The 23,765-nt window shown below is 72.4% G+C and carries 25 protein-coding genes; 9 read left to right on the top strand and 16 right to left on the bottom strand.

Going from position 1 to position 23,765, the window contains the following annotated elements; all coding sequences use genetic code 11:
* Positions 1-3 precede the first annotated feature (3 nt).
* Genes BJ999_RS33110 through BJ999_RS33095 form a run of 4 tightly spaced genes read left to right on the top strand, consistent with a single transcriptional unit; the run spans position 4 to position 3,749 of the window.
* On the top strand, positions 4-948 hold the full coding sequence (locus tag BJ999_RS33110; protein ID WP_229810534.1) for an urease accessory protein UreD: 945 nt from the start codon (positions 4-6) through the stop codon (positions 946-948).
* Positions 949-956: 8 nt separating this feature from the next.
* Positions 957-1,472 (top strand): fluoride efflux transporter FluC, encoded by a 516-nt coding sequence (locus BJ999_RS33105; RefSeq protein ID WP_179836897.1) that lies wholly within the window; start codon positions 957-959, stop codon positions 1,470-1,472.
* A complete protein-coding gene (gene crcB, locus BJ999_RS33100) occupies positions 1,469-1,825 on the top strand; it encodes a fluoride efflux transporter CrcB (RefSeq protein ID WP_179836896.1) in 357 nt (118 codons plus the stop codon). Before BJ999_RS33105 ends, crcB begins: the two co-directional genes overlap by 4 nt.
* Before the next feature lies 1 nt (position 1,826).
* Positions 1,827-3,749: an FUSC family protein gene (locus BJ999_RS33095; protein ID WP_179836895.1), complete on the top strand. Its 1,923-nt coding sequence runs from the start codon at positions 1,827-1,829 to the stop codon at positions 3,747-3,749.
* A 6-nt stretch (positions 3,750-3,755) separates the two neighbouring features.
* Here the strand turns inward: BJ999_RS33095 and BJ999_RS33090 are convergent, their stop codons facing one another.
* Together BJ999_RS33090 and BJ999_RS33085 are read right to left on the bottom strand one after the other, a co-directional pair.
* Complete coding sequence (locus BJ999_RS33090; protein ID WP_179836894.1) at positions 3,756-4,970, bottom strand: ammonium transporter; 1,215 nt, start codon at positions 4,968-4,970, stop codon at positions 3,756-3,758.
* Positions 4,971-5,157: 187 nt separating this feature from the next.
* Complete coding sequence (locus BJ999_RS33085) at positions 5,158-5,721, bottom strand: peptidoglycan recognition protein family protein (RefSeq protein WP_373292821.1); 564 nt, start codon at positions 5,719-5,721, stop codon at positions 5,158-5,160.
* Between the two features lie 189 nt (positions 5,722-5,910).
* Here BJ999_RS33085 and BJ999_RS33080 point away from each other — a divergent pair, with 189 nt between their 5' ends.
* A complete protein-coding gene (locus BJ999_RS33080) occupies positions 5,911-6,921 on the top strand; it encodes an NBR1-Ig-like domain-containing protein (protein WP_229810540.1) in 1,011 nt (336 codons plus the stop codon).
* A 52-nt stretch (positions 6,922-6,973) separates the two neighbouring features.
* Here the strand turns inward: BJ999_RS33080 and BJ999_RS33075 are convergent, their stop codons facing one another.
* The 3 genes from BJ999_RS33075 to BJ999_RS33065 form a co-directional block, all read right to left on the bottom strand.
* Complete coding sequence (locus BJ999_RS33075) at positions 6,974-7,921, bottom strand: peptidase inhibitor family I36 protein (RefSeq protein WP_179836892.1); 948 nt, start codon at positions 7,919-7,921, stop codon at positions 6,974-6,976.
* A gap of 34 nt (positions 7,922-7,955) precedes the next feature.
* On the bottom strand, positions 7,956-8,846 hold the full coding sequence (locus BJ999_RS33070; protein WP_179836891.1) for a peptidase inhibitor family I36 protein: 891 nt from the start codon (positions 8,844-8,846) through the stop codon (positions 7,956-7,958).
* Between the two features lie 77 nt (positions 8,847-8,923).
* On the bottom strand, positions 8,924-9,784 hold the full coding sequence (locus tag BJ999_RS33065; protein WP_179836890.1) for a peptidoglycan-binding domain-containing protein: 861 nt from the start codon (positions 9,782-9,784) through the stop codon (positions 8,924-8,926).
* Between the two features lie 284 nt (positions 9,785-10,068).
* On the opposite strand from BJ999_RS33065, the gene BJ999_RS33060 reads away from it, so the two are divergent.
* Positions 10,069-10,845 (top strand): aldo/keto reductase, encoded by a 777-nt coding sequence (locus BJ999_RS33060; protein WP_179836889.1) that lies wholly within the window; start codon positions 10,069-10,071, stop codon positions 10,843-10,845.
* Between the two features lie 51 nt (positions 10,846-10,896).
* On the opposite strand, the gene BJ999_RS33055 is transcribed toward BJ999_RS33060, so the two are convergent.
* The 3 genes from BJ999_RS33055 to BJ999_RS33045 are packed head-to-tail and all read right to left on the bottom strand — an operon-like array spanning position 10,897 to position 13,067.
* The gene (locus tag BJ999_RS33055) at positions 10,897-11,817 is read right to left on the bottom strand and encodes an NAD-dependent epimerase/dehydratase family protein (RefSeq protein ID WP_179836888.1); all 921 of its coding nucleotides are present in this window, start codon (positions 11,815-11,817) and stop codon (positions 10,897-10,899) included.
* A complete protein-coding gene (locus BJ999_RS33050) occupies positions 11,814-12,419 on the bottom strand; it encodes a dihydrofolate reductase family protein (protein WP_179836887.1) in 606 nt (201 codons plus the stop codon). The genes BJ999_RS33055 and BJ999_RS33050 overlap by 4 nt, the downstream gene beginning before the upstream one ends.
* 45 nt (positions 12,420-12,464) lie before the next feature.
* Positions 12,465-13,067: a dihydrofolate reductase family protein gene (locus tag BJ999_RS33045; RefSeq protein WP_179836886.1), complete on the bottom strand. Its 603-nt coding sequence runs from the start codon at positions 13,065-13,067 to the stop codon at positions 12,465-12,467.
* A gap of 108 nt (positions 13,068-13,175) precedes the next feature.
* On the opposite strand from BJ999_RS33045, the gene BJ999_RS33040 reads away from it, so the two are divergent.
* Positions 13,176-16,070: an ATP-binding protein gene (locus BJ999_RS33040; RefSeq protein WP_179836885.1), complete on the top strand. Its 2,895-nt coding sequence runs from the start codon at positions 13,176-13,178 to the stop codon at positions 16,068-16,070.
* A gap of 114 nt (positions 16,071-16,184) precedes the next feature.
* Here the strand turns inward: BJ999_RS33040 and BJ999_RS33035 are convergent, their stop codons facing one another.
* The 8 genes from BJ999_RS33035 to BJ999_RS33000 all read right to left on the bottom strand — a co-directional run bounded on the left by BJ999_RS33035 (position 16,185) and on the right by BJ999_RS33000 (position 21,580).
* Complete coding sequence (locus BJ999_RS33035; protein WP_179836884.1) at positions 16,185-16,763, bottom strand: alkaline shock response membrane anchor protein AmaP; 579 nt, start codon at positions 16,761-16,763, stop codon at positions 16,185-16,187.
* Entirely contained in the window at positions 16,763-17,371 is a 609-nt protein-coding gene (locus BJ999_RS33030) for a DUF6286 domain-containing protein (RefSeq protein ID WP_179836883.1), read from the bottom strand. Before BJ999_RS33030 ends, BJ999_RS33035 begins: the two co-directional genes overlap by 1 nt.
* Complete coding sequence (locus BJ999_RS33025) at positions 17,368-17,721, bottom strand: Asp23/Gls24 family envelope stress response protein (protein WP_179836882.1); 354 nt, start codon at positions 17,719-17,721, stop codon at positions 17,368-17,370. Before BJ999_RS33025 ends, BJ999_RS33030 begins: the two co-directional genes overlap by 4 nt.
* On the bottom strand, positions 17,718-17,921 hold the full coding sequence (locus tag BJ999_RS33020; protein WP_179836881.1) for a hypothetical protein: 204 nt from the start codon (positions 17,919-17,921) through the stop codon (positions 17,718-17,720). Before BJ999_RS33020 ends, BJ999_RS33025 begins: the two co-directional genes overlap by 4 nt.
* A gap of 30 nt (positions 17,922-17,951) precedes the next feature.
* On the bottom strand, positions 17,952-18,434 hold the full coding sequence (locus BJ999_RS42565) for a hypothetical protein (RefSeq protein WP_229810535.1): 483 nt from the start codon (positions 18,432-18,434) through the stop codon (positions 17,952-17,954).
* Positions 18,431-18,925, bottom strand: a complete 495-nt coding sequence (locus BJ999_RS33010; protein ID WP_179836880.1) for an Asp23/Gls24 family envelope stress response protein — start codon at positions 18,923-18,925, stop codon at positions 18,431-18,433. Before BJ999_RS33010 ends, BJ999_RS42565 begins: the two co-directional genes overlap by 4 nt.
* A 112-nt stretch (positions 18,926-19,037) precedes the next feature.
* Entirely contained in the window at positions 19,038-20,213 is a 1,176-nt protein-coding gene (locus tag BJ999_RS33005) for an FxsB family cyclophane-forming radical SAM/SPASM peptide maturase (protein WP_179836879.1), read from the bottom strand.
* On the bottom strand, positions 20,210-21,580 hold the full coding sequence (locus tag BJ999_RS33000) for an HEXXH motif domain-containing protein (RefSeq protein ID WP_179836878.1): 1,371 nt from the start codon (positions 21,578-21,580) through the stop codon (positions 20,210-20,212). Before BJ999_RS33000 ends, BJ999_RS33005 begins: the two co-directional genes overlap by 4 nt.
* Before the next feature lie 196 nt (positions 21,581-21,776).
* On the opposite strand from BJ999_RS33000, the gene BJ999_RS32995 reads away from it, so the two are divergent.
* Both BJ999_RS32995 and BJ999_RS32990 read left to right on the top strand, forming a co-directional pair.
* Positions 21,777-22,745, top strand: coding sequence for a hypothetical protein (locus BJ999_RS32995; RefSeq protein WP_179836877.1), 969 nt, complete (start codon positions 21,777-21,779; stop codon positions 22,743-22,745).
* On the top strand, positions 22,742-23,749 hold the full coding sequence (locus BJ999_RS32990) for a hypothetical protein (protein ID WP_179836876.1): 1,008 nt from the start codon (positions 22,742-22,744) through the stop codon (positions 23,747-23,749). The genes BJ999_RS32995 and BJ999_RS32990 overlap by 4 nt, the downstream gene beginning before the upstream one ends.
* The last annotated feature ends 16 nt before the right edge of the window (positions 23,750-23,765 follow it).

Here is a 23,765-nt window from a genome sequence, read left to right as displayed (position 1 = left end):
ACGGTGGGCGGTGCAGGGGCGACCGACCGCCTCTCGCCCGAGCGGTACCTTCCCCGGTGGGTCCCCGAGCCCGTGCGGCGGCACGCCTGCGCCGTGGACATGCTCCCGGTCGGCAGCCCCGGCAAGGTCGGGATACTCGACCTGGAGTTCGAGCTGATCGGCGACCGGACGGAGCTGACCGGCCACTACCAGAAGGCGCCGCTGCACATCACGCGGCCCCTCTACCCCGATCCCGCGGCGCCGGACCTGCCGTACGTCATGCTCATGTCGTCGGGAGGCGGAGTCCTCCAGGGCGACCGCTACCGCGTCGACGTCTCCTGCGGCGCGGGCGCGTCCGTGCACGTGACCACCCAGGGCGCCACCCGGCTCTACCGGATGGAACAGGACTACGCCACGCAGCTCGTCGGTCTCGCCGTGGGCCCTGGCGGCTACCTGGAGTACCTGCCGGACACGACGATCCCGTTCGGCGGAACCCGCTTCTACCAGCACATCGCCCTGAACGCCCACCCCGACTCCACCGTCCTGGTGGGCGAGACCCTGCTGGCCGGCCGCCTCGCCCGCGGGGAGCGGCACGCCTACACGGCGTACTGCAGCGACGTCGAGGTGCACGACACCACGGGACGGCTCCTGTTCGCCGATCCGCTCCACCTGGTTCCGGAGGAACGGGCGGTGACGGGCCCCGCGGTGATGGACGACTTCGGGGTCCTGGCGTCCCTGTACGTCGTCACCGGCCAGAGCCCCGCGCAGGCCGTGGCCGACACGATGCACGAGGTGCTCGCCCGCACGGGACTGCGGGCCGGAGCCAGCGTCCTGCCGGGGAACCGGGGCGCCTGGGCGCGCGTGCTGGGGGAGCGGTCACCCGAGGTCGAGACCGCCTTGATGCAGGCCTGGGACGCCGTCCGCCGGCTGCTGCTGGGTGTGCCCGCGCCCGGCCGGCGCAGGTGGTGACACCGGCCATGGGGGACCCGGGACGGTCGGTGGGACGCCTGCTCCGCCGCGAGGTGGCCGAGGCGTCCGTCCTGGACCGGCACAGGAAGGGACCGCCCCGCCACCCCGGGATACGGCCGCGGGCACTCCTCGACGTCGCGATCGGAGGAGCGGTCGGGGCGCTGGCACGTGATCTGCTCATCAAGGCGATGCCCGGAGCCCGGCACGGATTCCCCTGGGGGACCCTCCTGGTGAACATGCTGGGCTGCCTGTTCATGGGGATCCTGACGTCGTACCTGCTCAAGGGCAGGCCGCACCCCGTCGCCCGGCCGCTGCTGGTGACCGGCTACCTGGGAGGGTTCACCACGTTCTCCCACCTCATCGACGGGGTCCACGCCCTCGGCCGCGCCGGGACCTGGGACCTGAGCGCCGTCTACGCGGTGGTCAGCGTGGCGGGCGGGTGGATCGCGGTCGCCGTCGGCCTCTGGGGCGGAAGGCTCCTGCCGTACCGCCCGACCGGACCGGAGACCGGCACGCCGTCATGATCGCCCTGCTGGTGCTCATCGGAGGGGCGTGCGGCGCCGTGCTGCGCTTCGTCCTCGACACCCTGGTCAAGAACCGGTTCGGGAAGGCGTTCCCCTGGGGGACGCTGACGGTCAACCTCCTCGGCACGGGGATCCTGGGCGCTCTGCACGGCGTGACCGCGAGCGCGGAACCCGACGCTCTGGTCGGCACGGGTTTCTGCGGCGCGCTGACAACGTTCAGCACCTTCGAGCTGGACACCGTCCACCTCTTCCAAGAGGGGAAGTACGCCAGAGGCGCGGTGAACGTGATCGTCTCCCTGGGGGTGGGCATCGGCGTCTTCACGCTCCTGTACGCCCTGTTCCAGAAAATCTGACATGGCGGGCGCCACCCGGGTCGACGCGGGGAACTGGCTGAGCCGGGCGCTCACGATCTCCAAGGGGCCCCCGCCCTGGTCCGAGGCCATCCGTACGGCGGTCGCGTTCGGCGCAGTGGTCTCGGTGGCGCTGGCCCTGGACGAGCTCCGCGCCGGGTTGCTCGCGGCGGCCGGCATGTTGCTGGCGGTGATGCGGCCGAGCACCGGCCCGTACCGGTCGAGGGCGCTGGGGCTCCTCGTTCCGCAGCTGACGGGTGCGGTGGGCCTGATCATCGGTCAGCTCGGCCACGGGCACGGCTGGTGGACGGTGACGATGACCACGCTGGTCGCCCTCGTCGCCGGCCTGGTCAGCTCGATCGGCAACGTGATGTCGGGGGCGGGGCTGAGCCTGCTGTTCCTGAACGTGATCGGCAGCGGGCTGCCCCCGGTCGGAGCGTGGTGGCTGCCTCCGCTCTGCCAGTTCGCGGGCGGGACCTTCATCTTCCTGCTCAGTCTGCTGAGCTGGCGCCTGTGGAGAGGCCGTCCCGGACCCGAGCACCAGGCCGTCGCCGCCGTGTACGCCAGGGCCGCCGACCTCATCGACGCCCTCCCCGACCCGGGCGACGCCCGGCTCGCGCTCAGCACGGCGATGGACACCGCACAGGACGCCCTGACGAGCCATCGCCTCCGCACGGTGGAGAACTGGAGCGACGAGACGCGGTGGCTCGTCGGCATGCTCAACGCGGCCATGCCCCTGATGGAGACGCTCACCGATCTCATCTGGTCGCGGCGGCCGGCGCCGCCCGGTCTGGCCGCGGCGGTGCGGCAGATCGCGAACGCCGTCCGGACCGGGAACAGGGACGCGAAGATCGCGCCGCACCGGGGCGAGGCCGAGTTCGCCCGGCCCGTCGAGCACGCCCGGCGGCGACTGCCGCAGGCGCCCCTGGAGGAGCCCGAGTGGCTCGGCCTGCCCAAGCCCCTGCCGACCCGGGCGTACCGGGCCGCCCAGCTGGCCCTGACCTCCGCGGCGGCCTGGCGGTACGGGCTACGGCTGGCCCTGTGCATGGCGATCGCCTCGGCGTTCGTCGACCTCGAGGGCGTCTTCCACCACTTCTGGCTCCCGACGGTGCATTCCCTCTGGCTTCCGCTGACGGTGGCCGTGATCCTGAAACCCGACTTCGGCTCGGTCTTCGTCCGGGCCCTGCTGCGGGCGCTCGGCACGATCGCCGCGGCCGTCCCCACCCTGCTGGTGCTGGTCGTCGTGCCCCGCGGCTGGGCCGCCGTCCCGCTCGCGGCGTTCTTCGGCGGGCTGATCCCGGTGCTGAAGGCCAAGTCCTACGCGATGCGAACGGTGGCCGTCACCCCGCTGATGCTCTTCCTGTTCGACCTGGTCTCGCCGGAGCCCTCGGACGAACTCGTGCTGGCCCGGCTGTCCGACACCCTCCTCGGCTGCCTGATCGTGCTGGTCTTCGGCTACGCCCTCTGGCCGGGAAGCCGCCGGATCCGGCTCGGCGGGCGGTTCGCCGTCGGGTTCCAGGCGCTCGCCGACTACCTCGACGAGGCCTTCACCGGCTCCCGGGAGAGCCGGACGCGTGATCGGCGGGCGCTCCACCGCACCCTCAACGCCGTCCGGGTCGAACTGCGGCGGGCCCAGGCCGAACCTCCGCCCGCCAGCCGCCTGAGCGCCGCCTGGTGGCCGGTCCTGGGCGGGCTCGACAGGCTCGTGGACGCCGTCACCGCCGCCTCCGTCCGGGTTCGCGGAGGTGCCCCCGCACCACCGGCGCACACGGCCCGGACCCTTGCGGCGGACCTGCGGGAGATGGCGGCGGCGATCGAAGAGGGACGGCGGCCGCAGACGCGCGACCTGCTCGAACTCCCCACCGAGGGCGTCCTCGGCGAAGCCGTCGTCCAGACTCGCCGCCTGCGCAGAACCCTTCCCGTGTGACGGGCCTCATTCGATGCGCAGTTCGGTGTCGAGGCCCTCGGCCTCCTCGCGGGCGCTCGGGCGGAAGGTCAGCAGGACGTCCACGACCTTGCCGATGACGTAGGTGAGCACGAAGCTGTAGCAGCCGACGGCGAGGATGGCGACGATCTGCTTGCCCAGCAGGGAGATCGAGCCGCCGTAGGCGAGGCCGGCGGTGGGGCTGCCGTACTTGCCGGTGGCGAAGAACCCGATCAGGATCACGCCGACGATGCCGCCCGCCCCGTGGATGCCCACGACGTCCAGGGTGTCGTCGTACCCGACGGACGTCTTGACCTCGACGGCGTAGGTGCAGACGACGGCGACGACGATGCCGAGGATCGTCGCGCCGAGCAGGTTGACGTACCCGCAGGCCGGCGTGATGGCCACCAGTCCGGCGAGCGCGCCCGTCGTGCCGCCCAGCCTGGAGAACCGGCCGAACCGCGCCCGTTCGAGCAGCATCCAGACCAGCATCGCGACGCACCCGCACATCATGGTGTTGACCACCGCGTTCGCCGCGAGGGCGCCGTCCGTCAGCGCCGATCCGCCGTTGAAGCCGAACCAGCCGAACCACAGCAGCCCCATGCCGGCCATCACCAGCGGGATGTTCTTCGGCTCGGGAGGGCCCTCCCTGCGGAAGCGCAGCCCCGGTCCGAGCACCAGCGCCAGCGCCAGGCCCGCGATGCCGGAGTTGAGCTCGACGACCAGGCCGCCGGCGAAGTCCAGCGCGCCCCACCGGTTGATCCAGCCCCCCTTGGAGAACACCCAGTGGGCGATCGGGAGGTAGACGAGGGTCACCCAGACCAGCCCGAAGACCATCCAGGGCCCGAGCCTGACGCGGTTGGCGACCGAGCCGCTGATCAGCGCGAGCGTGATGATCGCGAAAACGAGCTGGAACATCGAGAACACGTACTCCGGGATGACGCCCCTCAGGACCGACGGGGTGGTCTTGAGGAACTGCCACCTGCCCCAGCCGATGAGGCCGGCCCCTCCCACGTCGTCACCGAACGCCAGACCGTACCCGTAGAGGAACCAGATGACGGTCACCACGGCGATCGAGACGAAGCTCATGTACAGGACGCTGACGAGGTTCCTCGCCCGGACCATTCCACCGTAGAAGAGGGCGAGTCCCGGCGTCATGAGCAGCACCATGGCGAAGCTGACGAGCACCCATGCCGAATCGCCGGTATTCAACCCAGATCTCATGCCCAACTCCTGGCTTCAGGCGACACCATTGAGGTATGGGCATACGGCGGGGACGCGAAACACCCGCGTGGAGCGCCCTGGACAAAATTACGTCCATCGGCCTTTACCTTGGCGGACCAGGCAGGACTTTTCATTTCCTTTCGGCGCGCCGAGAACCGGCACGTCCGCGACGTTTCGGGAAGCCCGGTCAGCGGGTGGGGTCTCCGGGCCCGACCGCCGGCCCGTGGTCGAAGGTGAAGCGCGGCCCGGGCAGGCCGCCGGGCACGGCCCCCGGCACCTCCGCCGGATACCGCTCGCCCAGACTGTCGGCGACCTGGTCGCGCAGGCGCGGCAGCAGCGCGTACAGGGCGTCGCCGGGGCAGGCGGTGGCGTTGTGGTCGCCGTGCCCGACGATCGCCGCGTGCGGCTCCAGGCCGTAGACGTCGCACAGCCACGCACAGGTCGAGACGAGCTTCGCCCACAGCGCGCCGGTGGGCTCCGCCGTCATGTAGGTGCCCTCGTTCTCGATGCCGATGGTGTGGTCGTTCTGGCCGAGGGTGTGGGCCCCGACGACGTGCGTTCCGGCGCCGATGGCCTCAAGGGTGCGGTTGCGGCCCTCCATGAGGTGGCCGCCGCGGCTGATGGTGAGCTGCTGACCGATGTCGTCCCAGCCGTTGGTGTCCATGTGGAAGTTCTGGATCGTCCGGGACAGCCCGAGGGCGTGCTCCAGCGAGTGGTCCGTGGCGTTCGCCGATGCGGTGTGGTGGACCACGATCTGGTCCGTCCATGATGACGGCGGTGCTCCTGAGCAGGTTACGGCGGGGAAGATCTGCGTCCGCGGGCATGAGCGTCCTCTCCAGATGTTGATCAGCTCAAAAGGCGACCCGAACGGAAGATAACCGATAAAAACCTGTGCTTGAGGGGAGGACGTGGGCGCTGTTAGCTTCACCCGGTGGACCACATGCGTGCACAGGCGGAGGCGATCGAGGACTTCGCGGCGGTTCTGCGGGAACTGCGGGAATCCGTTGGCAACCCGCCTTTCCGGGAGATGTCCGGAAGGTCGGGGGCGATCTCGCACACGACGTTGCACGAGGCCACGAAGGGCAACCGGCTCCCGAGTTGGGGGACCACCGTCGAGTTCGTCAAGGCGTGCGGCGCGGACCCGGCCGCGTACCGCGAACGCTGGGAGCGGGCGAACCTGGCGGTGAGGTCGGCGAGCGCCGGGAGGCCCGCGTCCGCCGCGCTCGAAGGCTCCGCCGTGAGCACCGTGGACGCCCAGGCGGTGCACATCGCCATCGAGCCGCCAGAGGCCCCGGCGGGTGACGAGACCTCGGAATCCCGGCCCGTCCGGCCACCACCGCCCGGACGGATGGCGGGGGACGTCCAGGCGACCTTCCCCGCACCGAAACGCCGGCGGCGGCTCCGGCTGAGCAGCCCGGGTGCGGTCGCGCTGACGGCGGCGGTCATCGGTACGTGGGCCGTGGTCCTCATCGTGGTCGATCGCGACTCCGGCAAGGACGCCCTGGAGGAGTACGGCAACCGGGCGAAGGCCGCGCTGTCTCCGGCCGACTGCCCGGTGCAGGCGACGAACCCGGCGGCGGCTCCGCCGAGGCACAAGGGCGACGCCGCCCAGTTCGTCGCGGACATCACGCTGCCCGACTGCACGCGCGTCGGCACCGGCCAGAACATCACCAAGGTATGGCGGCTCAAGAACTCCGGAACGGTCCCGTGGGACGGCTACTCGCTGCGCCGCCTGGACCTCCCGCAGAAGGCCGACAACTGCCAGACCATCTCCGAAGTGCCGATCGCCGACACGGAACCAGGCCACGTGGTCGACGTCCGCACCGACATCACCACGCCGAGGAAGCCGGGCTTATGCTACGTGCGCTTCAAGATGGTGGACGGCACGGGGAAGGTCGCGTTCCCCGGAAGCCGGCCGGTCAACTTCCAGATCATCGTCGAAGGGCCGTAGCCCCCCGCCGCGGAGGGGCCACGGCGGGGGGCTCGGCAGGACGGTCAGGGGATCAGGAGAGGGCGATCCCGGTGTAGTAGGCGGTGAGGATCCTGGAGTAGCTCCAGCCCGCGTCGGCCTTGTCGCGGGAGCCGTACTGCGACATCCAGTCCCCGGTGACCCAGCCGCCGCACGCCGTCGTCGTGGAGCAGTAGTGGGCCTCAAGGATCTTTCCGCCGCGGGTCATGCGGGTGCCCCACGTGGCGTCCACCGCGGCGCTCGTCGACGCCTGGGCGGAGCCGGGCTTGTAGACCTGGCTCGACGTGGTGTCGTAGACGTCGAAGCACTGGCCGCCAGACGTCTTGCGGGTCGAGTGCAGCGCCCAGTACCAGCCGTAGCCCTTGACGGCCATCGCACCGGCCTTCAGGGACTCCGCGGGCCAGCTCGGCACCCACTCGTTGGGCAGGACGTCCTTGACATAGGTCTTGAACGCCACCCGGTCCACACGGCCGAGTGACACTCGGTACACCAGGATCGTGGAAGGGAGCTTGCTGTCGGTGCCGTCGGTCTTGCAACCGGTCGGCGGTGGCGTCGAGCCCAGGAACTGGTGCGAGGCGTTCTGGTTCTTGAGCGTGGCGTTCAGGTTGCCCTTGGCGCCGGCCTTGAAGTCCTGGTAGCTGCCGCCGTAGTTGCTGTTGTAGTAGACGCGGACGGTCTTGCCGCTGTTGTTCCAGACCGAGGCGGCGGCGTTCTTGACGCACGTGCCCTTGCCGTTGCCGGGGCCCTTGAAGTCGTAGCAGGAAGGCTGGGCCGTCCCGTAGTCGGCGACCGAGCCCGTGAAGTCCGAGACCGAGCCCTGGTTGTCGCTGTTGAAGTAGTAGCAGAACTCGCCGGTCTCGCAGACGCCGTCGCGGGCCGCGGCCGAGGCGGGGGAGGCCGGGATGAGGGCGGCCCCACCGAGCGCCATCGCGGCGGTCGTCGCGGTGAGCCGCGGGCTCAGCCGCACGCTTCGTGTCGACACAGTCGTGTTCCCCTCTGGTGGAGGCCGCTGCGCTCTATCGGACGTTGTAGCCCTGGGAGTTCCAGAACGTGGTCGGGTTCGGGTTGTCCAGGGTCGGGTCGTTGACGCTCTTGGCCGCGTGCGTCTGCTGGCCGAGACGCATCTCGACGTGGGTGTGGGCGGACGAGCTGGACGACACCCCGTGCCACGACTCGTCGGCGATGACCTGGCCGCGGCTGATCGACTGCCCCACGCTCAGCGAGGACCGCGGAGCGGAGTGCAGGTAGATCACCGTCTTGTCGAGCGAGCTGTTGTAGACGGAGATCGTGGACAGCCCCGAACTCCCGGTGGCCCCGCGCGCGATGTAGATGACCTTACCGGCCACCAGGGCGTGGACGTCGGAGCCGATGCCGCGGGCGATGTCGATGCCCTCGTGCCGGCCGGGCGTGGTGGTGTAGCCGTCGAAGCCGCAGGTGATCTGCCCGCCGCTCGTCGCGTACAGCCCGTAGGACATGTTCGTGCGCGCCGACGGAGAGAACTCGTGCGAGGCGTTCTGGTTCTTGAGGGTCGCGTTCAGGTTGCCCTTGGCGCCGGCCTTGAAGTCCTGGTAGCTGCCGCCGTAGTTGCTGTTGTAGTAGACGCGGACGGTCTTGCCGCTGTTGTTCCAGACCGACGCGGCGTTGTTCTTGACGCAGGTGCCCTTGCCGTTGCCGTCGCCCTTGAAGTCGTAGCAGGAGGGCTGCGTGGTGCCGTAGTCGGCGACCGAGCCGGTGAAGTCCGAGATCGAGCCCTGGTTGTCGCTGTTGAAGTAGTAGCAGAACTCGCCGCTGTCGCACTTGCCGTCCCGGGCCGCCGCCGAGGCGGGCGAGACGAAGACCGACGCCACCCCGCCCAGCGCGACGGCGCCGGTCGCCGTGGTGGTGAGGACCTTGGTGAGCTTGTTCATGCCGTTCTCTCCTTCTGTTCTCGTTCCTGTTCTCGTTGCCTGTCTGTTCTCGTTGCCTGGTGTACGGACGGGACGGGTCAGCTGCGCTGGTACTCCTCCCAGGTGCGGATGGTCACCTTCGGGCCGTCGTCGGGGCCGCGGCCGGAGAGGCCGTTCAGGCCGAGGTAGTAGTCACCGGTCTGGTGCTGGGCCTGGCTTGAGAGGTCGGTGTCGTTGATGGCGGCGGCGTGGATGTGCCACGGCCAGTCGCCCTGGGAGGGGCTGCGGACCCATGCGGCGAAGCCGACACGGCGCAGCGCGCGGGCGACCGTGGTGCGGGTGGCGGAGTCCATCCCCTGCACCGAGACGTCGACGACGCCTCCGCCGTCGTGGGTGCCCGCGGACGTGGGGTCGCCGCCGGGGTTGTAGGAGCCCTGGTCCAGCGCGAGGTCGCGGCCGAGCAGCCGTTTCGCCTCGGCCAGCATGCTCTGCGTCCGGGTGTTGACGACGGCCCCGCCGGTGGACACGCGGGCTCCCGGCTCGATGACGTCGGCGACGGTGAAACGTCCGGTCCCGAGCTTGGCGAGCGACGTCCTGCCCGGCAGCCCGTTGGCGGCAAGGCCGGTGTAACCGAGCGACTTCTGGTACTTCGCGTAGGCGGCGGTCGTGGTGGTGCCGAAGTAGCCATCCACCCACGCGGCGTCAAGCAGGTTCCGGTCGCGCAGTGCCTGCTCGACGAGGAGCACGCTGGCCTTCGCGCCCGGAGTCAGCGTGTCGTCCGCCCGCCGCGGGTCGATCTGGGCGGCCTTGACGGTGGCCTCCATGTTCACGCTCGGCAGGGCCTGGGCGCCGGGCACCTGGCCGCCGGCCGCCCGGGCCGCCGGTGACCCGGCCGTTCCGGGGAGCGAGGTGAGCAGGGTCGCCGTCACGACGGCGGCGGCATACGAAGGCAGCTTCATCGGGTCTCCTGGTAGGGGAGCTGGGCGCAAAGCCCGCGACGAAGACCACGGTCGCTCGACCGCTCACGTGTTCACAAGAAGATCGTTGTTGTCAGCCTGTCCAGCATGCGATCCCGTACAGACGTGCACACGATCTGACAGACGGGACACCCGGGTCCGTAAGGTCACCGGGGCGGCCGTCCGCCCGCGGCTCCCTGACCGTGCCGCCGGGCCGGTCGTCCACGCGCAGCGCCGACCGAACGGACATCGTTGGAGGGGCGGCGATCATGGGCAGAATACGAGGCATGACGCGGACTGTGAATCTGCCCGGCGGCGCCGCGCTGCCGCTGATCGGTTTCGGGACCTGGCAACTGCGGCCCAGGACGGCGTACGCGTCGGTGCGGGCGGCCCTGGAGATCGGCTACCGGCATGTCGACACCGCGACGCTGTACCGCAACGAGGCGGACGTCGGCCGCGCCGTGAAGGACAGCGGCGTGGACCGGGAGCAGGTCTTCGTCACCACCAAGCTGCGCCCGCAGGACGCGCCGCACGCCCGCCGCACCCTGGAGTCGAGCCTCCGCCTGCTCGGCACCGGTTATGTGGATCTCTGGCTGATCCACTGGCCGACCGGCCGGGACGAGTTCGTCCCGACGTGGGAGGCGCTGCTGGAGGCCAAGGACGCGGGGCTGGCCCGCGAGGTCGGGGTGAGCAACCACAGCCCGGCGCTGATCGACCGGCTGGCCGAGGCGACCGGGCGGCGGCCGGCGGTCAACCAGATCTCGTGGAGCCCGGCGCAGCACGACCCGGTCCTGCTGGAGGAGCACCGGCGCCGTGGGGTCGTGGTCGAGGGCTACAGCGGTCTGAAGAACACCGACCTGCGCGACCCGGTCCTCACCGGGATCGCCCGGCGGCACGGCGCGACGCCCGCCCAGGTCGTCCTCCGCTGGCACCTGGAGCACGACATCGTGGTCCTTCCCAGGTCGTCGCGCCGGGAGCACATCGCCGCCAACTTCGACCTGGAGGGCATCGCCCTCACCGACGAGGACGTCGCCGCCATCGACGCCCTCGCCGCCAACGCCTGACCTGGCCCGTCCCGCGCGGGCGGGGGGCCAGGACAGTGGCGGAACCCGTCGTCAGCGGGGGTTGCCGGCGCGCCAGGCGACGTAGTCGGCGACCGCTCCCGCGGCGTCGAACTCCGGCGTGAAGCCCGTGTCGCGGGTGAGCCGGCCGATGTCGAGGTAGGGGTCCTCGCCGGGGCCGTTCCGCCGTCCGGGCAGGAGATCGAGCCGCAGGCCGGGCGTGATCGCCTCCAGGGCGTCCGCGAACTCGCGGTTGGCGACCGGGCGGCCGCTGGAGACGTTGTAGGTGTCGTGCTCCAGCGTCTTCGCGGTCATGAGGAGGGCGATCGCGCGCCCGGCGTCCGGTGCGTAGCAGCAGTCGCCGCCGTCGTCGGCGTGCAGCGGTGGCGGCCGCTCGCCGCGGAGCACCGCGTTGATGTACGGCGGGACGTGGAAGAACGGGGAGTCCGGATCGACGAGCGGTCCCCAGATCGTCCCGATCCGCAGGACGACCGGCTGGACGCCGCTGCCCTGGAGGGCGTGCGTGGTGAGCGGCTCCACGGCCTTCTTGAAGGCGACGATCAGGTGCGGCAGATCCGTGGTGGGGAGCGCGAGTTCCTCCCGCCAGGGGATCTCGGAGCGGCCGACGTACGCGCCGAGGCTGCTCGCGACGGCGAACCTGCGGACGCCCCAGGCGCGGGCGGCGTCCAGCGCGTTGAGCAGGCCGGTCGTGTCCGTGCGGAAGTAGCGGACCGGGTCCTCGCCGGGGATGCCGCCGGCGAGGTGGACGATGTCGCCGATGTCGTGGCGGTCGGCGAGGGCGAGGAAGGCGTCCCGGTCGGTGACGTCGAGGCGTTCCACGGTGACCCGGCCGGCGAGGAAGGACGGGACCTCGCTCCGGCGGTGCGAGGTGACCACGACCTCGTGTCCGAGGTCGGCGAGCGCGCGGGCGGTGTGGGCGCCGATCATGCCCAGCCCTCCGGTGACGAGGATCATCGGACCACCTCGTAGCGGAGGTGGGTCACGCCGGGCGCCGGGACGGCCTCCAGCAGCCGGAGGTCCACCTGCCGGGGGAACGCGCGGAAGAAGCCGTGACCGCCGCCGAGCAGGACGGGGACCTGGTGGAGGATCACCTCGTCGACCAGGCCCGCCTCCAGCGCGGAGGTCAGCACCCCGCCGCCCATGAGGGCGACGTCCTTGTCCCCGGCGGCCTCGCGCGCCGCCGCGACCGCGTCCTCGATCCCGCCGGTGACGAGGGTCTGCCGCTCGCCGATCCCGGGGACGGTCCCGTGGCTGAGGACGAAGAGCGGCGCCGTCGGGTGGGGGCCGCCGCCTCCCCAGCGCCCGGAGTGCTCGTAGGTGACGCGCCCCGCCACCACCGCTCCCACGCGTGCCGCAGCGGCGTCGAAGAAGCGGACGCTCGCCTCGCTCAGCTTGAACCCGTCGAACTCCCGGCTCGGCGTGTCCCCGTCGAAGTACCAGTCGAAGAGCGTCGGCGCGTCACCGAGCCCGCGTCCGAGTTCTTCCTCGCCGTCGGGGGTGCGGCCGCTGATATAGCCGTCCACCGAGACGGCGTGGGCGCTGAAGACCCTGTTCATGTGTGTCCTTCGCTGGTGATCGGCTGGATGTCGGTTCGAGGCGTTTCAGCGCTCGGCGCGGTCGTAGAGGAGGCAGATCGCGCCACTCTCGGTGACCAGGCTGGAGGTCAGCGTCCATGACGCGGACGGGCCGTCGGGGAACAGCCGGGCGCCGCCGCCGACGAGTTCGGGGCACAGCGTGATGCTCAGCCGGTCCACCTCGCCCGACTGCAGGAGGCCGCGGATCACGCTGGCGCTGGCCAGGACGACGATGTCGCCGCCGTCCTGCTCGCGCAGTTGCTTGACCGCCGTGACGGGGTCGGTGCCGGCGATGCGCGCGTTGTCCCAGGCGGCCTCCTTGAGCGTGGTGGAGAAGACGACCTTCTCGACCGCGTTGAGCCAGCGGGAGAACTCCCGGTCCCGCGGGTCCGCGCTCTCGTCGTCGGCGACGGCGGGCCAGAACCCGGCGAAGCCCTCGAAGTTCTTGCGGCCGAGCAGGGCGGTGGTCGCCGTGCCGGTGACCGCCATCATGTGGTCGCGGGACGCGGACGTGGTGGCGTGGGGGACGATCCAGCTCATGTCGTACTCGCCGCCGGGGCCGTTGACGCGGCCGTCCAGGGACAGCGTGATGTTGGCGGTGACGGTGCGGTGGGCGTTCTGTCCGGTCATCGGACGGTTCCTTTTCGGTCGTGGGCAATACCCCTTCACAGTGGCGGCACCGATGGGAGGCTGTCGTCGTCAGAGTTGGTGACATCCGGTCCGGGCTTGGAGGGGGCGATGACCGGTTCTGTCGTCAGCCCGGTGCTGGTCGGACGGAACGACGAGATCGCCGTGCTGCGGGCGGCCTACGACGGTGCCCGGGCGGGGACCCCTGGGACGGTCCTGGTCTCCGGTGAAGCGGGCATCGGCAAGTCGCGGCTGGTCGCCACGACGGTGGGGGAGCTGCCCGGCGATCCGCTGGTGCTGTCCGGGGGATGCCTGGAACTCGGCTCGGAGGGCACCCCGTACGTGCCGTTCGTCGCCGTCCTGCGCGATCTGGTGCGCCGCCTCGGCCGCGACCGGGCGGCGGCGCTGCTTCCGCCGGGCGGGGCCGCGCTCGGCGACCTGCTCCCGGACCTCGGCCCGGCGCCGGCGCGGTACGGACCGGCCAGGCTGCTGGAGGAGATGCTGTCACTGCTGGGCCGGGCGGCGGAGGAGCGGCCCGTCGTCGTGCTGGTCGAGGACCTCCACTGGGCGGACGCGTCGAGCCGCGAGCTGTTCGCCTACCTGGCCCGCAACCTGACCGGCGCCGCCGTGCTGCTGGTCGGCACCGTCCGCACCGGCGAACTGACCGCCCGGCATCCGAACTGGCGGACGCTGGCCGAACTGGGCCGCAGCGGCGCGATGTCGCGCATCGTCCTCGGCCCGCTGGAGCACCGGCACGTCGCCGCGCTGCTGGCGGCCGTCGACGGGCGGCCGCCCGACCCGGCGCGCAGCGTCCGGATCCACCGGCGCAGCGGCGGGAACCCGCTGTTCGTCGAGGCGCTGAGCACCGCGGGCGAGACGCCGCCGGGCGATCTGCGGACGCTCCTGCTCGCCCGGGTCACCGACCTGCCGGACCCGGCCCGCGAGGCGCTGGAGGTCATGGCGGTGGCGGGCGCCGAACTCGACGACGACCTCGTCCGCGCGGTCGCCGGCGGGCTCGGCCGCGGGCTCGCGGACGCCCTCGGCGACCTGACCGGGCGGGAGCTGGTGGTGGCGCGGGAGAACGGGTACGCGATCCGCCACGACCTCCTCCGCGAGGCGGTCTACGACGCGTTGCCGCCGCCCCGGCGGCGGCGCATGCACGCCCGGTACGCCACCGCGCTCGCCGACCGCGCCGCGCCCGCCGCGGGCGGCACGGCCCTGGCCGAGCACTGGACGGCCGCGGGCGAGTTCGAGCGGGCCCTGCCCGCCGCCTGGCACGCCGCCGACCGCGCCCGGCGCCAGAACGCCTACGACGAGCAGCTCCACCTCCTGGAGCTGGTCCTGGACCAATGGCCGAAGGTGGCGGAGCCGATCGGGCTCATCGGCGCCGGCCGCACGGTCGTGCTGGAGCGAGCGGCCACCGCGGCGTTCAACGCGGGCAGGTCGGCCGCGGGGGTGGCCCACGGCACCGCGGCGCTGGACGAACTGGATCCGGCGGCCGAGCCGGAGCGGGCGGCCCGGCTGCTCGGCCTGCGCGGCCGGTTGCAGAGCCGCATCGACGGCGGGGGACGCGACGACCTGCGGCGGGCGGTCGCGCTGGCACCGCCCGGGGCCTCGCGGGAGCTGCGCGGCCGGCTGCTGTCCGCCCTGGCGTTCGTGGAGTTCATGGCGTTCGAGCTCGACGACTGCCGGCGGCACGCCACGCAGGCCCTGGACCTCGCCGACCGGCTCGGCGACGACGCCCTGCGCGCGCCCGCACTGCTCGTGCTCGGCGCGCTCCACGGCACGCGCGGTGAACTGGACCAGGCGGGCGGCGCCTTCGCCGAAGCACGCCGCGCCGCCGACGCGGCCGGCGACGCGCACACGTTCCTGACCAGCTTCCAATGGGAGTCGACGTTCCTGTGCGACGCCGGGCGGTACGAGGAGGCGGTCGAACTCGCCCGCACCGGCCAGTCGGCCGCCGAACGGCTCGGCCAGGCCCGGTCCCGCGGCAGCATGCTCGCCAACGCCCGCGGCGTCCCGCTGCTGTACCTGGGACGCTGGGACGAGGCCCTGCGCGTCGTCGACGACGCCCTCGCCCTGGCGCCGCCCCCGCTGTACGCCGCGTACCTGCGCCTGATCGCCGCGGACATCGCGCACCGGCGCGGTGAGACCGGGCCGGGCGGGACGCTCCTGCGCCAGATCACCGAGTTCGCCGTGCGCACCGTGGGCGCGGCGGAGGCGAAGGCCTGGCTGGTCCTGCTGCGCCTCACCCGCGCGATCGACCAGGACGACCCCGACACCGCGGACCTGATCGTGGGCGAGCACCTGGCGACGGCACCGGACGCCTGGCCGCCGCAGGACACGGCGCGGCTCGCGGTGCTCGGCGCGCGCGTGCAGCGCGCCCGGCGTGCGGCCGCGCCGCGGAACCGGCGGGTCGCGGGCGAGGCCGCGGACCGGCTGGCGTCCCTCGCCCGCATGCTCGGCTCGGTGCGCACCACCACCCCGGTGATCGAGGCCTTCCGCCTCACCTTCCGCGCGCTGACCGACGGCGGCGAGCTGGCCGCCTGGGACGCGGCGGCCGCGGCCTGGCGCGACCTCGGCAACCGCCACGAGACCGCGGTGGTGCTGACGGAGGCCGCGGCCGCGGCGCTCGCGTCCAACAACCGTCCCGGCGCCCGGTCCCGGTTGCGCGAGGCACGCGCCATCGCCGCCGACCTGGGCGCCGCACCGCTGCGGGCGCGCATCGACGACCTCGCGGCCCGCGGACGCCTGACCGACGACCTCGCCTCGCCCGGCAGGAGCGGCACGTCCGGCCGCACCTTCGGCCTGACCCCCCGCGAACTGGGCGTCCTGCGCCTCCTCGCGGGCGGACGGACGAACCAGCAGATCGCCGCGGAGCTCTTCATCTCCGCCAACACCGTCGCCACCCACGTGACCAGGATCCTGACCAAGCTCGGCGCCGCGTCCCGCACCCAGGCCGCCGCCAGGGCCCGCGAGTCCGGCCTCCTGGACGCCCCGCCCTGACGCGGCACGCCTGAGGAGGGACGCGGTCGCCGTGCCACGCGGATGTCCGAAGTTCATCAGCACCGGGACCTCGCGGGCGGCGAGGCGCGCGGGCAGACGGCGCCGGCCGGGGCGTCAGATGACGGTCGCGGTCCGCTCCCCGGGCGTCGGTCGCAGCCGCACCACGGTGGGGATCGACTCGCGTTCGAGTGCGGCGCAGAGCCGCGGCATGGCCTCGTCCTGGATGCGGCGCCGCAGTTCGGCCGGGTCGGAGTCCTGCTCGTAGGCGATGCTCAGCCGCAACCCGGCCCCCTTGGACGAGCCGATCAGCAGGGCCCGCACCTTGCGCACGCCGGGGTAGTCGCCGATCTCGGTCTCCAGCGCGCCCGTGATCGCCTTGGCCTCCACCCGCGTCGTGCCGGCCTCGGCGTCCGGCTCCAGCGCGAGGCCCCGTGCCCGGCGGGTACGGAGCTGCGCGAGCATCCAGGCCAGTCCCAGAAGCGCCAGGACGACGGCCACCGCGGCGACGGCCGGCCAGAACCAGCCGTGGTCGTCGGCGAAGCGGCGGGCCTGCCCGGTGAGCACGGGCGCGGAGGCCCGTGCGTCCCCGAAGGCGCCCACGCCGCGCGCGAAGCCGGCGCCCCCGGCAACGGCGAGGACGACGCCGAGAAGGATGAGGCCGGTGCGGTTGATGTGCGCGAGACGGCGGTCCATCAGTCCTCCCGCTGCTTCATCCGCACCGAGACGGAGCGGGCGGGCACCGGCTGGAGCCGGTCGAGCCGATCGCGCACCGCCTCGGTGATCCCCGCGTCCAGTCCCGCGGGCTCGTGCAGGGGTGTCTCCGCGACCACCCGCACCCTCCGGCGGCCCAGCCGGACCCTCGCGACGCCCGACACCCCCGGTGCCCCTTCGGCCGCGGCGGCGACGGTGCGCTTGAGCCCCCGCCTGCTCACGCCCATCATCAGGCTCGGGTCCCGCCCGCGCAGCGGGACGATCCGGGACTTGCCCGGCAGCACGGCGGCCAGCACGAAGCAGACACCGATCAGTGCCAGGGCAGCGAAGATCGCGAGCACGTGCCGGTGGTCCCAGTGGGCGTCCTTCACCCACCCGTAGGGGAAGAAGTGCGCCGGGCGGTCCAGCGCCGCCGAGATGACCTCGATCGCCGTCAGCACGCCGGCCGCCGTCATCAGCAGCGCACCGGCGAGTGCCGGCAGCGCTCGGCGCGAGCGGAACACGTGCCTGGCCGCCCGGTCCGCCCTGCGCGACCCGGGCGCCTCCGTGCTCGGCTCCGTGGCGGCCCGGGCGCCCGCCTGCGCGGTCACAGCACGGTCCTCTCGCCCGCGGCGGGGCGGCCCATCTCGGCCACGTCGACGTCCACCTGCCGGACGGTGAGACCGGTCAACTCCGCCACCCGCTCGCGTACCCTCTGGCGCACCTGGCGGGCGACCGTGCGGACCGGCGTCGGGTAGGCCACCGACATCGTCACCCTGGCCGTGACGATGTCGCCGTGCACCCGCACCTCCGTGCGGGCGGGACCCCGCCCGGGGATCGGCACGCCGACCAGCGTCCGGCCGAGTCCGCCGGACGCCTCGACGTCCTGCGCGGCCTCGGCGACGATGCGCGCGACGCTCCGCTCACGGATCGTCGTCCTGCCCCGCTCGGCGGTCGTCATCGCGGTCGCCGTCTCGTGCCGCCCTGCGAGAAGACCTCCCCGAGGTCGATACTGCCCTCGACGACGCGGCCGACCACGAAGCCGAGCGCGCCGAGGAACAGGACGAGGAAGAACGGGCCGGCGCCGCCGAACCCTCCGGCGAACCCCAGTGCCAGCCCGAAGACCAGGCCGATCACGGGCCACGGTACTCTCACATCCATCCCGATCATCCTCTCGGCTCCGCGGGGCCCTCAGCCGCCATCGGCCACGTCCCCGATCAGCACGTCCACCGTCCGCCGACCGGCCAGCGGGCGCACCAGACGCCGTACGTCCTCGGCGATCTCGGCGAAGGGCCGTCCGTAGCGGACGACCACCCCCACCTCGATCACCGCGTCGTGCACCGCGACCCCCGCGTAAGGGGGCCCGGCGCGGTAGGTCGCTATCCAGCCACGCGGACCGGCCGTCAGTCCCAGCACGTCCGGAGACGACAGGGCCTTCGCACCGACCCGCTCGGCCAGTTCGGCGAGCGGGTCCCGGCGGTCGGGCGCCGCGCTCGGCCGGGCGGCCGCCGTGCGGGTCCCACCGGACGGTCCCTCGCCCGGCGGGGCCTCCGGCCGCCCCGCCGCGAGGAACTCCGGCCCGGTCGGCCCCGCGCCGCGGGCCGGATCCGGCCGACCGGCCGGGACGGGCCGGGGCTGGTGGGACGCGCCCACCACGTCGGTCCAGGAGATCATCGAACTCGGGACTCCTCGTGCCGCGGCTCCGGAGGCTGCTCGTCGGGCACGTGGACGTCGTCCACGGTGATGTTCACCTCGACGACCTCCAGGCCGCACATGTGCTCGATCTCGTTGACGACGTTGGTGCGCACGGCGCCGGCCAGGTCCGGGATGGACAGCCCGTACTCCACGACGAGATCGATGTCGACGGCCGCCTGGCGCTCACCGACCTGCACGGCCACACCCTGCGTGCTGTCGGCCGTCACGCCCGGCAGGCGGTCCCGGACCGTCCCGAGCGTCCGGGACATGCCCGCGCCCATCTCGTGCACGCCGCCGACCTGCCGGGCGGCCATCGTGGCGATCTTCGCCACGACGTCGTCGGCGATCCTGGTGCTGCCGCCGGACGTGACGAGTTCGCTCGACCCTCCGTCGGCGCCCCGCTTGCGCCTGGTCCCGACCGCGGCCTGCTCGGCTCCTCGCCTGTCGTCCTGACTCACGATGCCCCCCATGCCATGCGTCGCCTGACCTGCGGATGATGCTCACAGGGCGTCACCTGAAACAGCCATACAGTCAAAAGGCGGGTCAATATCGGACTAAGACAGATGAACCGGAGACGTTCCGTCAGGCCGCGCCGCCGCGCCCGGAGGGGCGGGCCGCGGCCGCCAGGTCCTCGGCCACGCGGACGCGCACGTGCTCGATGAGACGGATCATGTCCGGGCAGTAGACCGTGGGGTTGTCGAAGCCCGACCCGTGCCGGTAGCGGTGGGCCTGGAGGCCCGCTCCGCACACGGCGACGAACCGGCAGGCCCGGCAACGCTCGCACAGCGCCGCCGCGCCGAGCTGCCGCTCGACGGCGGCCGGCAGGGCGCGCGCCGCGTCCAGGGAGTCGCGCAGGACGTTCAGGCCGGTGCCGGCGGACGCGGCGGTCATGGGCTTGAGCAGGTCGGAATGCTCGATCGCGCCGTCGGTCTCGATGACGGCGTACCGCACGGGGGCGAGCCCCAGCCCCTCGTTGCCGACCTTTCCGCCGAGCAGCAGGGTGAGCAGGTCGCTGAAGGTCCGGACGTCCGCCGGCGGCTCCGCCGCGCCGTACCAGCGGTCGAAGATCTCCATGAGCCAGTCGGCGTACGGCGTGGCGGGCGACCCCTCGGCGCGTCCCGGGGGAGGCGCCGACCAGTTCCCGTGGGGGAGGAGGAAGTCCAGGCGGGGCGGGCGGTGGCGCAGCAGCGCCTCGTAGGTCGCGACCGGGTCGTTGCGGAGGTCGATCGTGCAGAGGATGCCCGAGAACAGGTGCCGGTACGGGCCGGTGGACAGGGCGTGCAGCGCGGCCGCCACCGGGGCGTGGCTTCCCCGGCCGTCCGGCAGGCGGCGGTGCCTGTCCTGCGCGGCGGCGTCGCCGTCCAGGCTCACACCGATCCGGACGCCGAGCCGGTCGAGCTGGGCGAGGCGGGCCTCGGTCAGGCGGGTGCCGTTCGTCTGCACGAAGAACGACGCGGACACGCCTTCGGCGCGCACGGACCGGACGACCCGCTCGACGAGGGACGGCGCCGCCAGCAGCGGCTCGCCCCCGTGCAACACGACGTCGACCGAGGGAATCGCGTGCTCGCGGACGTGGTCCCCGATGCGCCGGGCGGCGGCGTCGACCACCTCGGGCGGCATCGTGACCGGACGGTCGCGCCAGCTCTGGTCGCCCATCTCGTAGACGTAGCAGTAGTCGCAGGCCAGGTTGCAGCGGCTGTGGATCTTGAGGATGAACTCCCGGAAGGGCAGCGCCTCGGGGGCCGCGGGCGCGCTCATGCGACCGGGTCCGGAAGGTCGCGGACCGTCCGCAGGCAGCCGGGCAGCGGCCCGTTGGCGGCGATCCAGCGCTGGCGGTGCGCGTGGAACCGCTCCGCCGCCAGTGCGGCGGCCGGCCCGGGGACCGGCTCGGCCCCCCACTGGTCCAGCACGCGCCGCATCCCCTGGACGAACCGCACGGTGAGCGCGGGCAGGCGGTCGTGCGAACAGAGCTGGACGAGCCCGAGCCGCACCGCCTCGCGCCAGTGCGCGTACTCCAGATGCGCCGCCAGGGCGTGCTCGCCCGCCTCCAGCCAGCGCTGCCGCCGCCAGAACCGCACGACGCCCAGGAACGCGTAGGTGCCGTGCAACAGGCCGGAGAACGGCCTCGGGTCGGGGCGCCAGGGCGCGTAGTACCGGCGGCCGTCATCCCCGGGCAGCAGCTTCACCGCGTCCATGATCGCCGCCAGCTTGCCGTGCTGGGCCTCGTGGACGAGCGTGACCGCGAGCTGCGTCGGGTCGACCGGCAGGGAGAACGCGACGCAGCCGTAGTGCTCCCGCGAGGTGGCGCTGCGGAACGAACCGACGGACGACCGCAGGGGCGTGAGCGTGGACACCATGCCGGACAGCTCGCGCGCGCTGGAGCCGTGGTGGCGCGACAGCAGGGCCCAGCTCGCGCCGAGCGTCCGCTCCAGTTCCGCGACGGCGGTCTCGGAGAGGCGCTCGGCTCCGGCGGACGACGCGTCGGGGAAGCGGAACGGGTCCACATCGTCGAGAAGGAGCTCGAACTCGGCTCTCCCGGCGGACGACGCCCGGAGGGTGCGCAGGCCCCGCCAGCCCGGCGCGTCCGGGGTCCCGTCAGCGGGGATCGGTGAACTCGTCCGTCCGGCCGTGGCGACGACCTCCCGGCCGTCGTGGACGATCCGCACCGTCTCGGCGTCTCCGGGCGCTGTGAGAACGCCCACCGAGGGCAGGGTCACCACGCCGCGGGAGGCGGGAACGGTGAAGGTCCCCGGGCGGCGTCCGCGCACCGCCGCGGCCGCGGCCATCCCCGCGAGCTGCGCGGGGCGCACGCCGGGCGAGGCGCCGGGCGAGGCGCCGCCCTGGAGGACGCGCAGCGCGTGCAGGCCCCACCCGCCGGTCGAGGGGTGGCTGATGACGGCCGCGGCGGCGTCGGGGACGCGCCGCTTCAGCTCCATCAGCTGCTCGAAACCGTGCCGGGCCGCCGCGGCCTCCGGGTGGCCGGCCCGGCGGGCGGCGTCCACCACGGAGCACAGCAACAGCAGGTTCCGGCTGTGCTGGATCGCTCCCAGCGATTCGATCGCACCGGACGTCGCCATTCCCGAGGCGAGCGAGTCGAAATCGGAACCGGAAAAGGAGTGATTCATCAACGTCATAAAGCCCGGCCTTCCGCCGAACACCCGAACACCCGCATTTTAGTCCGCATCTCGTGATCGTGAAACGTCGCCGCCCGTCCCGCATGCGCCCGTCACTCGCCGGCGGCGCTTGCCGTCCGGTAGCGAGTCCGTGACTCGTCCACGGCGGGCGACGCCGGCGCGCTATTCTGACCGCGGAGGACGATCAATGGGCGTTCGCAGGCTGTTCTTCTGTATGGTCGGTCTGCTGCTCATCGGGTGCGTGAGCCGTCCCTCCGGCGCGGCCGCGGAAATCTCGCCCTCGTTATCGGACGATCCGCCGCCCTTGTCCGCCCCGTCCCCCGGTGCGGGGGACCAGCGGGAGGCCGCCACCGTGTACTGCCTGTCCCGCCCCGGCCAGATGACCACCGCACTCCTGGCGCTCGGGCTCCCCGCCCCGGGGGCCGCGTCCGCACCGGCGCCCACCGGGACACCGCCGGGGACGCCGGCCCCCACCGCGTCGCCCGCCCCTTCGGGCCCGTCCGGAGCATCGCCGTGGCCGACTTCGGCCGCCCGCACTCCCGGCCCCGCCGAACTGCAGGCCTGGGCCGTACTTCACAGAAAGGACTTCGACCGCGCCTGTGACGCCCTGATAGGCGCCCAGACCGTTTCGCGGGAGAAGTCCAAGAAAGGATCATCGGCGTGGGCGTCCGCCGCAAAGGTCATCGGTCCGCTCCTGGTGGGCGCCCTGCTCACCCTCTTCACCACCGAATGGAGAGCGGCCGTGGACCGCGGCCGGAAAGAGGGGCTCGAACTCCGGAGACTGGGCAGGGAATTCCTCGCCGAGGCCGGCGACTACGCCGAGCGGCGCAGGACGGCCGGGCAGCCGTCCGCCCAGGCCATGCGCGACACCGCGCGGAAACTGGCACTCCACCTGGAGGAGATCAAGGCCCGGCACCCCTGGTGGCGCACCCTGTCCCCGGTGCTCGCCGCACTCGCCCCGGACGAGCTTGACACCTCCGTCGTCGCGGGGTGGAGCGACCTGGACGACGAGGACAGAGAGACCCGGCACGCGGCGGTCATGGACCTCGTCCACCGGATCGACGCCCAGGTCGGCGGCACCGCGCGCGCCTTGGAGCACCCTTGGCGACCGCCGGTCCTCCGCTGGTTCGCGCTGTGGCAGAAGGTTCCCTCGTGACGAACGACCTCAGGCCGGGAAACGGGCGCCTCTCGGTGGGGAATCCGCTTCGTCTGGTGCGTTACGCCGACAGGCCGCCCCTGGCCCTGGAGCCCCACCGCGTCGGCAAGCACGCGGACCACTACGTGAAGATCCGCTCGTTCACCACATGCTTCTCGGCCTTCCAGAGCGAGATAGACGATATCGAGGCGATCCGCGACAGGGGCCATCTCGTCTTCGTCCACGGAATGGAGGGGACCGGAAAGACGTCCCTGATCTGCAGGTGCGTCCATTTCCTCAAGGAGCTCGCCGGACAGATCGACCTGCAGGTCGTCGACGCCAGGACGCTGAGCGGCCCGGTCGGGACACCGGAGCGGCGGATGCTGGGACTGGTCTTCAAGATCTGCTCGCAACTGATGGAGAGCGCGCACTTCGCGGGCTCGCAGTCCCGGCTGGAGCGCCTGCAGAGCGTGATCAAGGACGTCGACCGCCTCAAGGCCCGGGAGGGCCTCACCACGGATCGGGTGAGGGACGAGGTCGCCACCATGCTCTGGGAGATCGGCCTGGGAGCCGCCGACGACGGCCCGCTGGTCGTGGTCATCCTTCCGCGCTCCGCGAGCCTGCTCGACGTGCGCTTCTACGCCGACGTCGTCCAGCCCTGCATGCTGTTCTTCGCGGAGTTCGAGGACGAGGACACCGATCAGGAGCACCCGCCGTTCCACGGCAACCTCTCCGTCATCCCGCTGCGTCCCGGCCCGCTGGCCGTCGAGGACGGCTGGGAATTCGTCCGGCGGCGCCTCTACCGGGAAACGGACCGCCGGGAATCGCTGAATATTCAGGAAGACCATATCAAAGCGATTATGACGGCATATGACGGGCGCATGACGATAAGGCTGCTGGTGGACGGCTTGGCGGAGGTCTTCGAGCAGATCATTAGGGCTGACAGTCCGCGCGATGTGAGTTACAGTGATCTGGCGTCCCAGTTCATCCTGGCCCCGCCGATCGCAGAAACGGGCTCCTCATGACTGCTGATCATGAGCC

The sequence above is a fragment of the Actinomadura citrea genome, assembly GCF_013409045.1.
Taxonomy (GTDB): domain Bacteria; phylum Actinomycetota; class Actinomycetes; order Streptosporangiales; family Streptosporangiaceae; genus Spirillospora; species Spirillospora citrea.
This window is presented reverse-complemented; position numbering and strand designations above follow the sequence as displayed.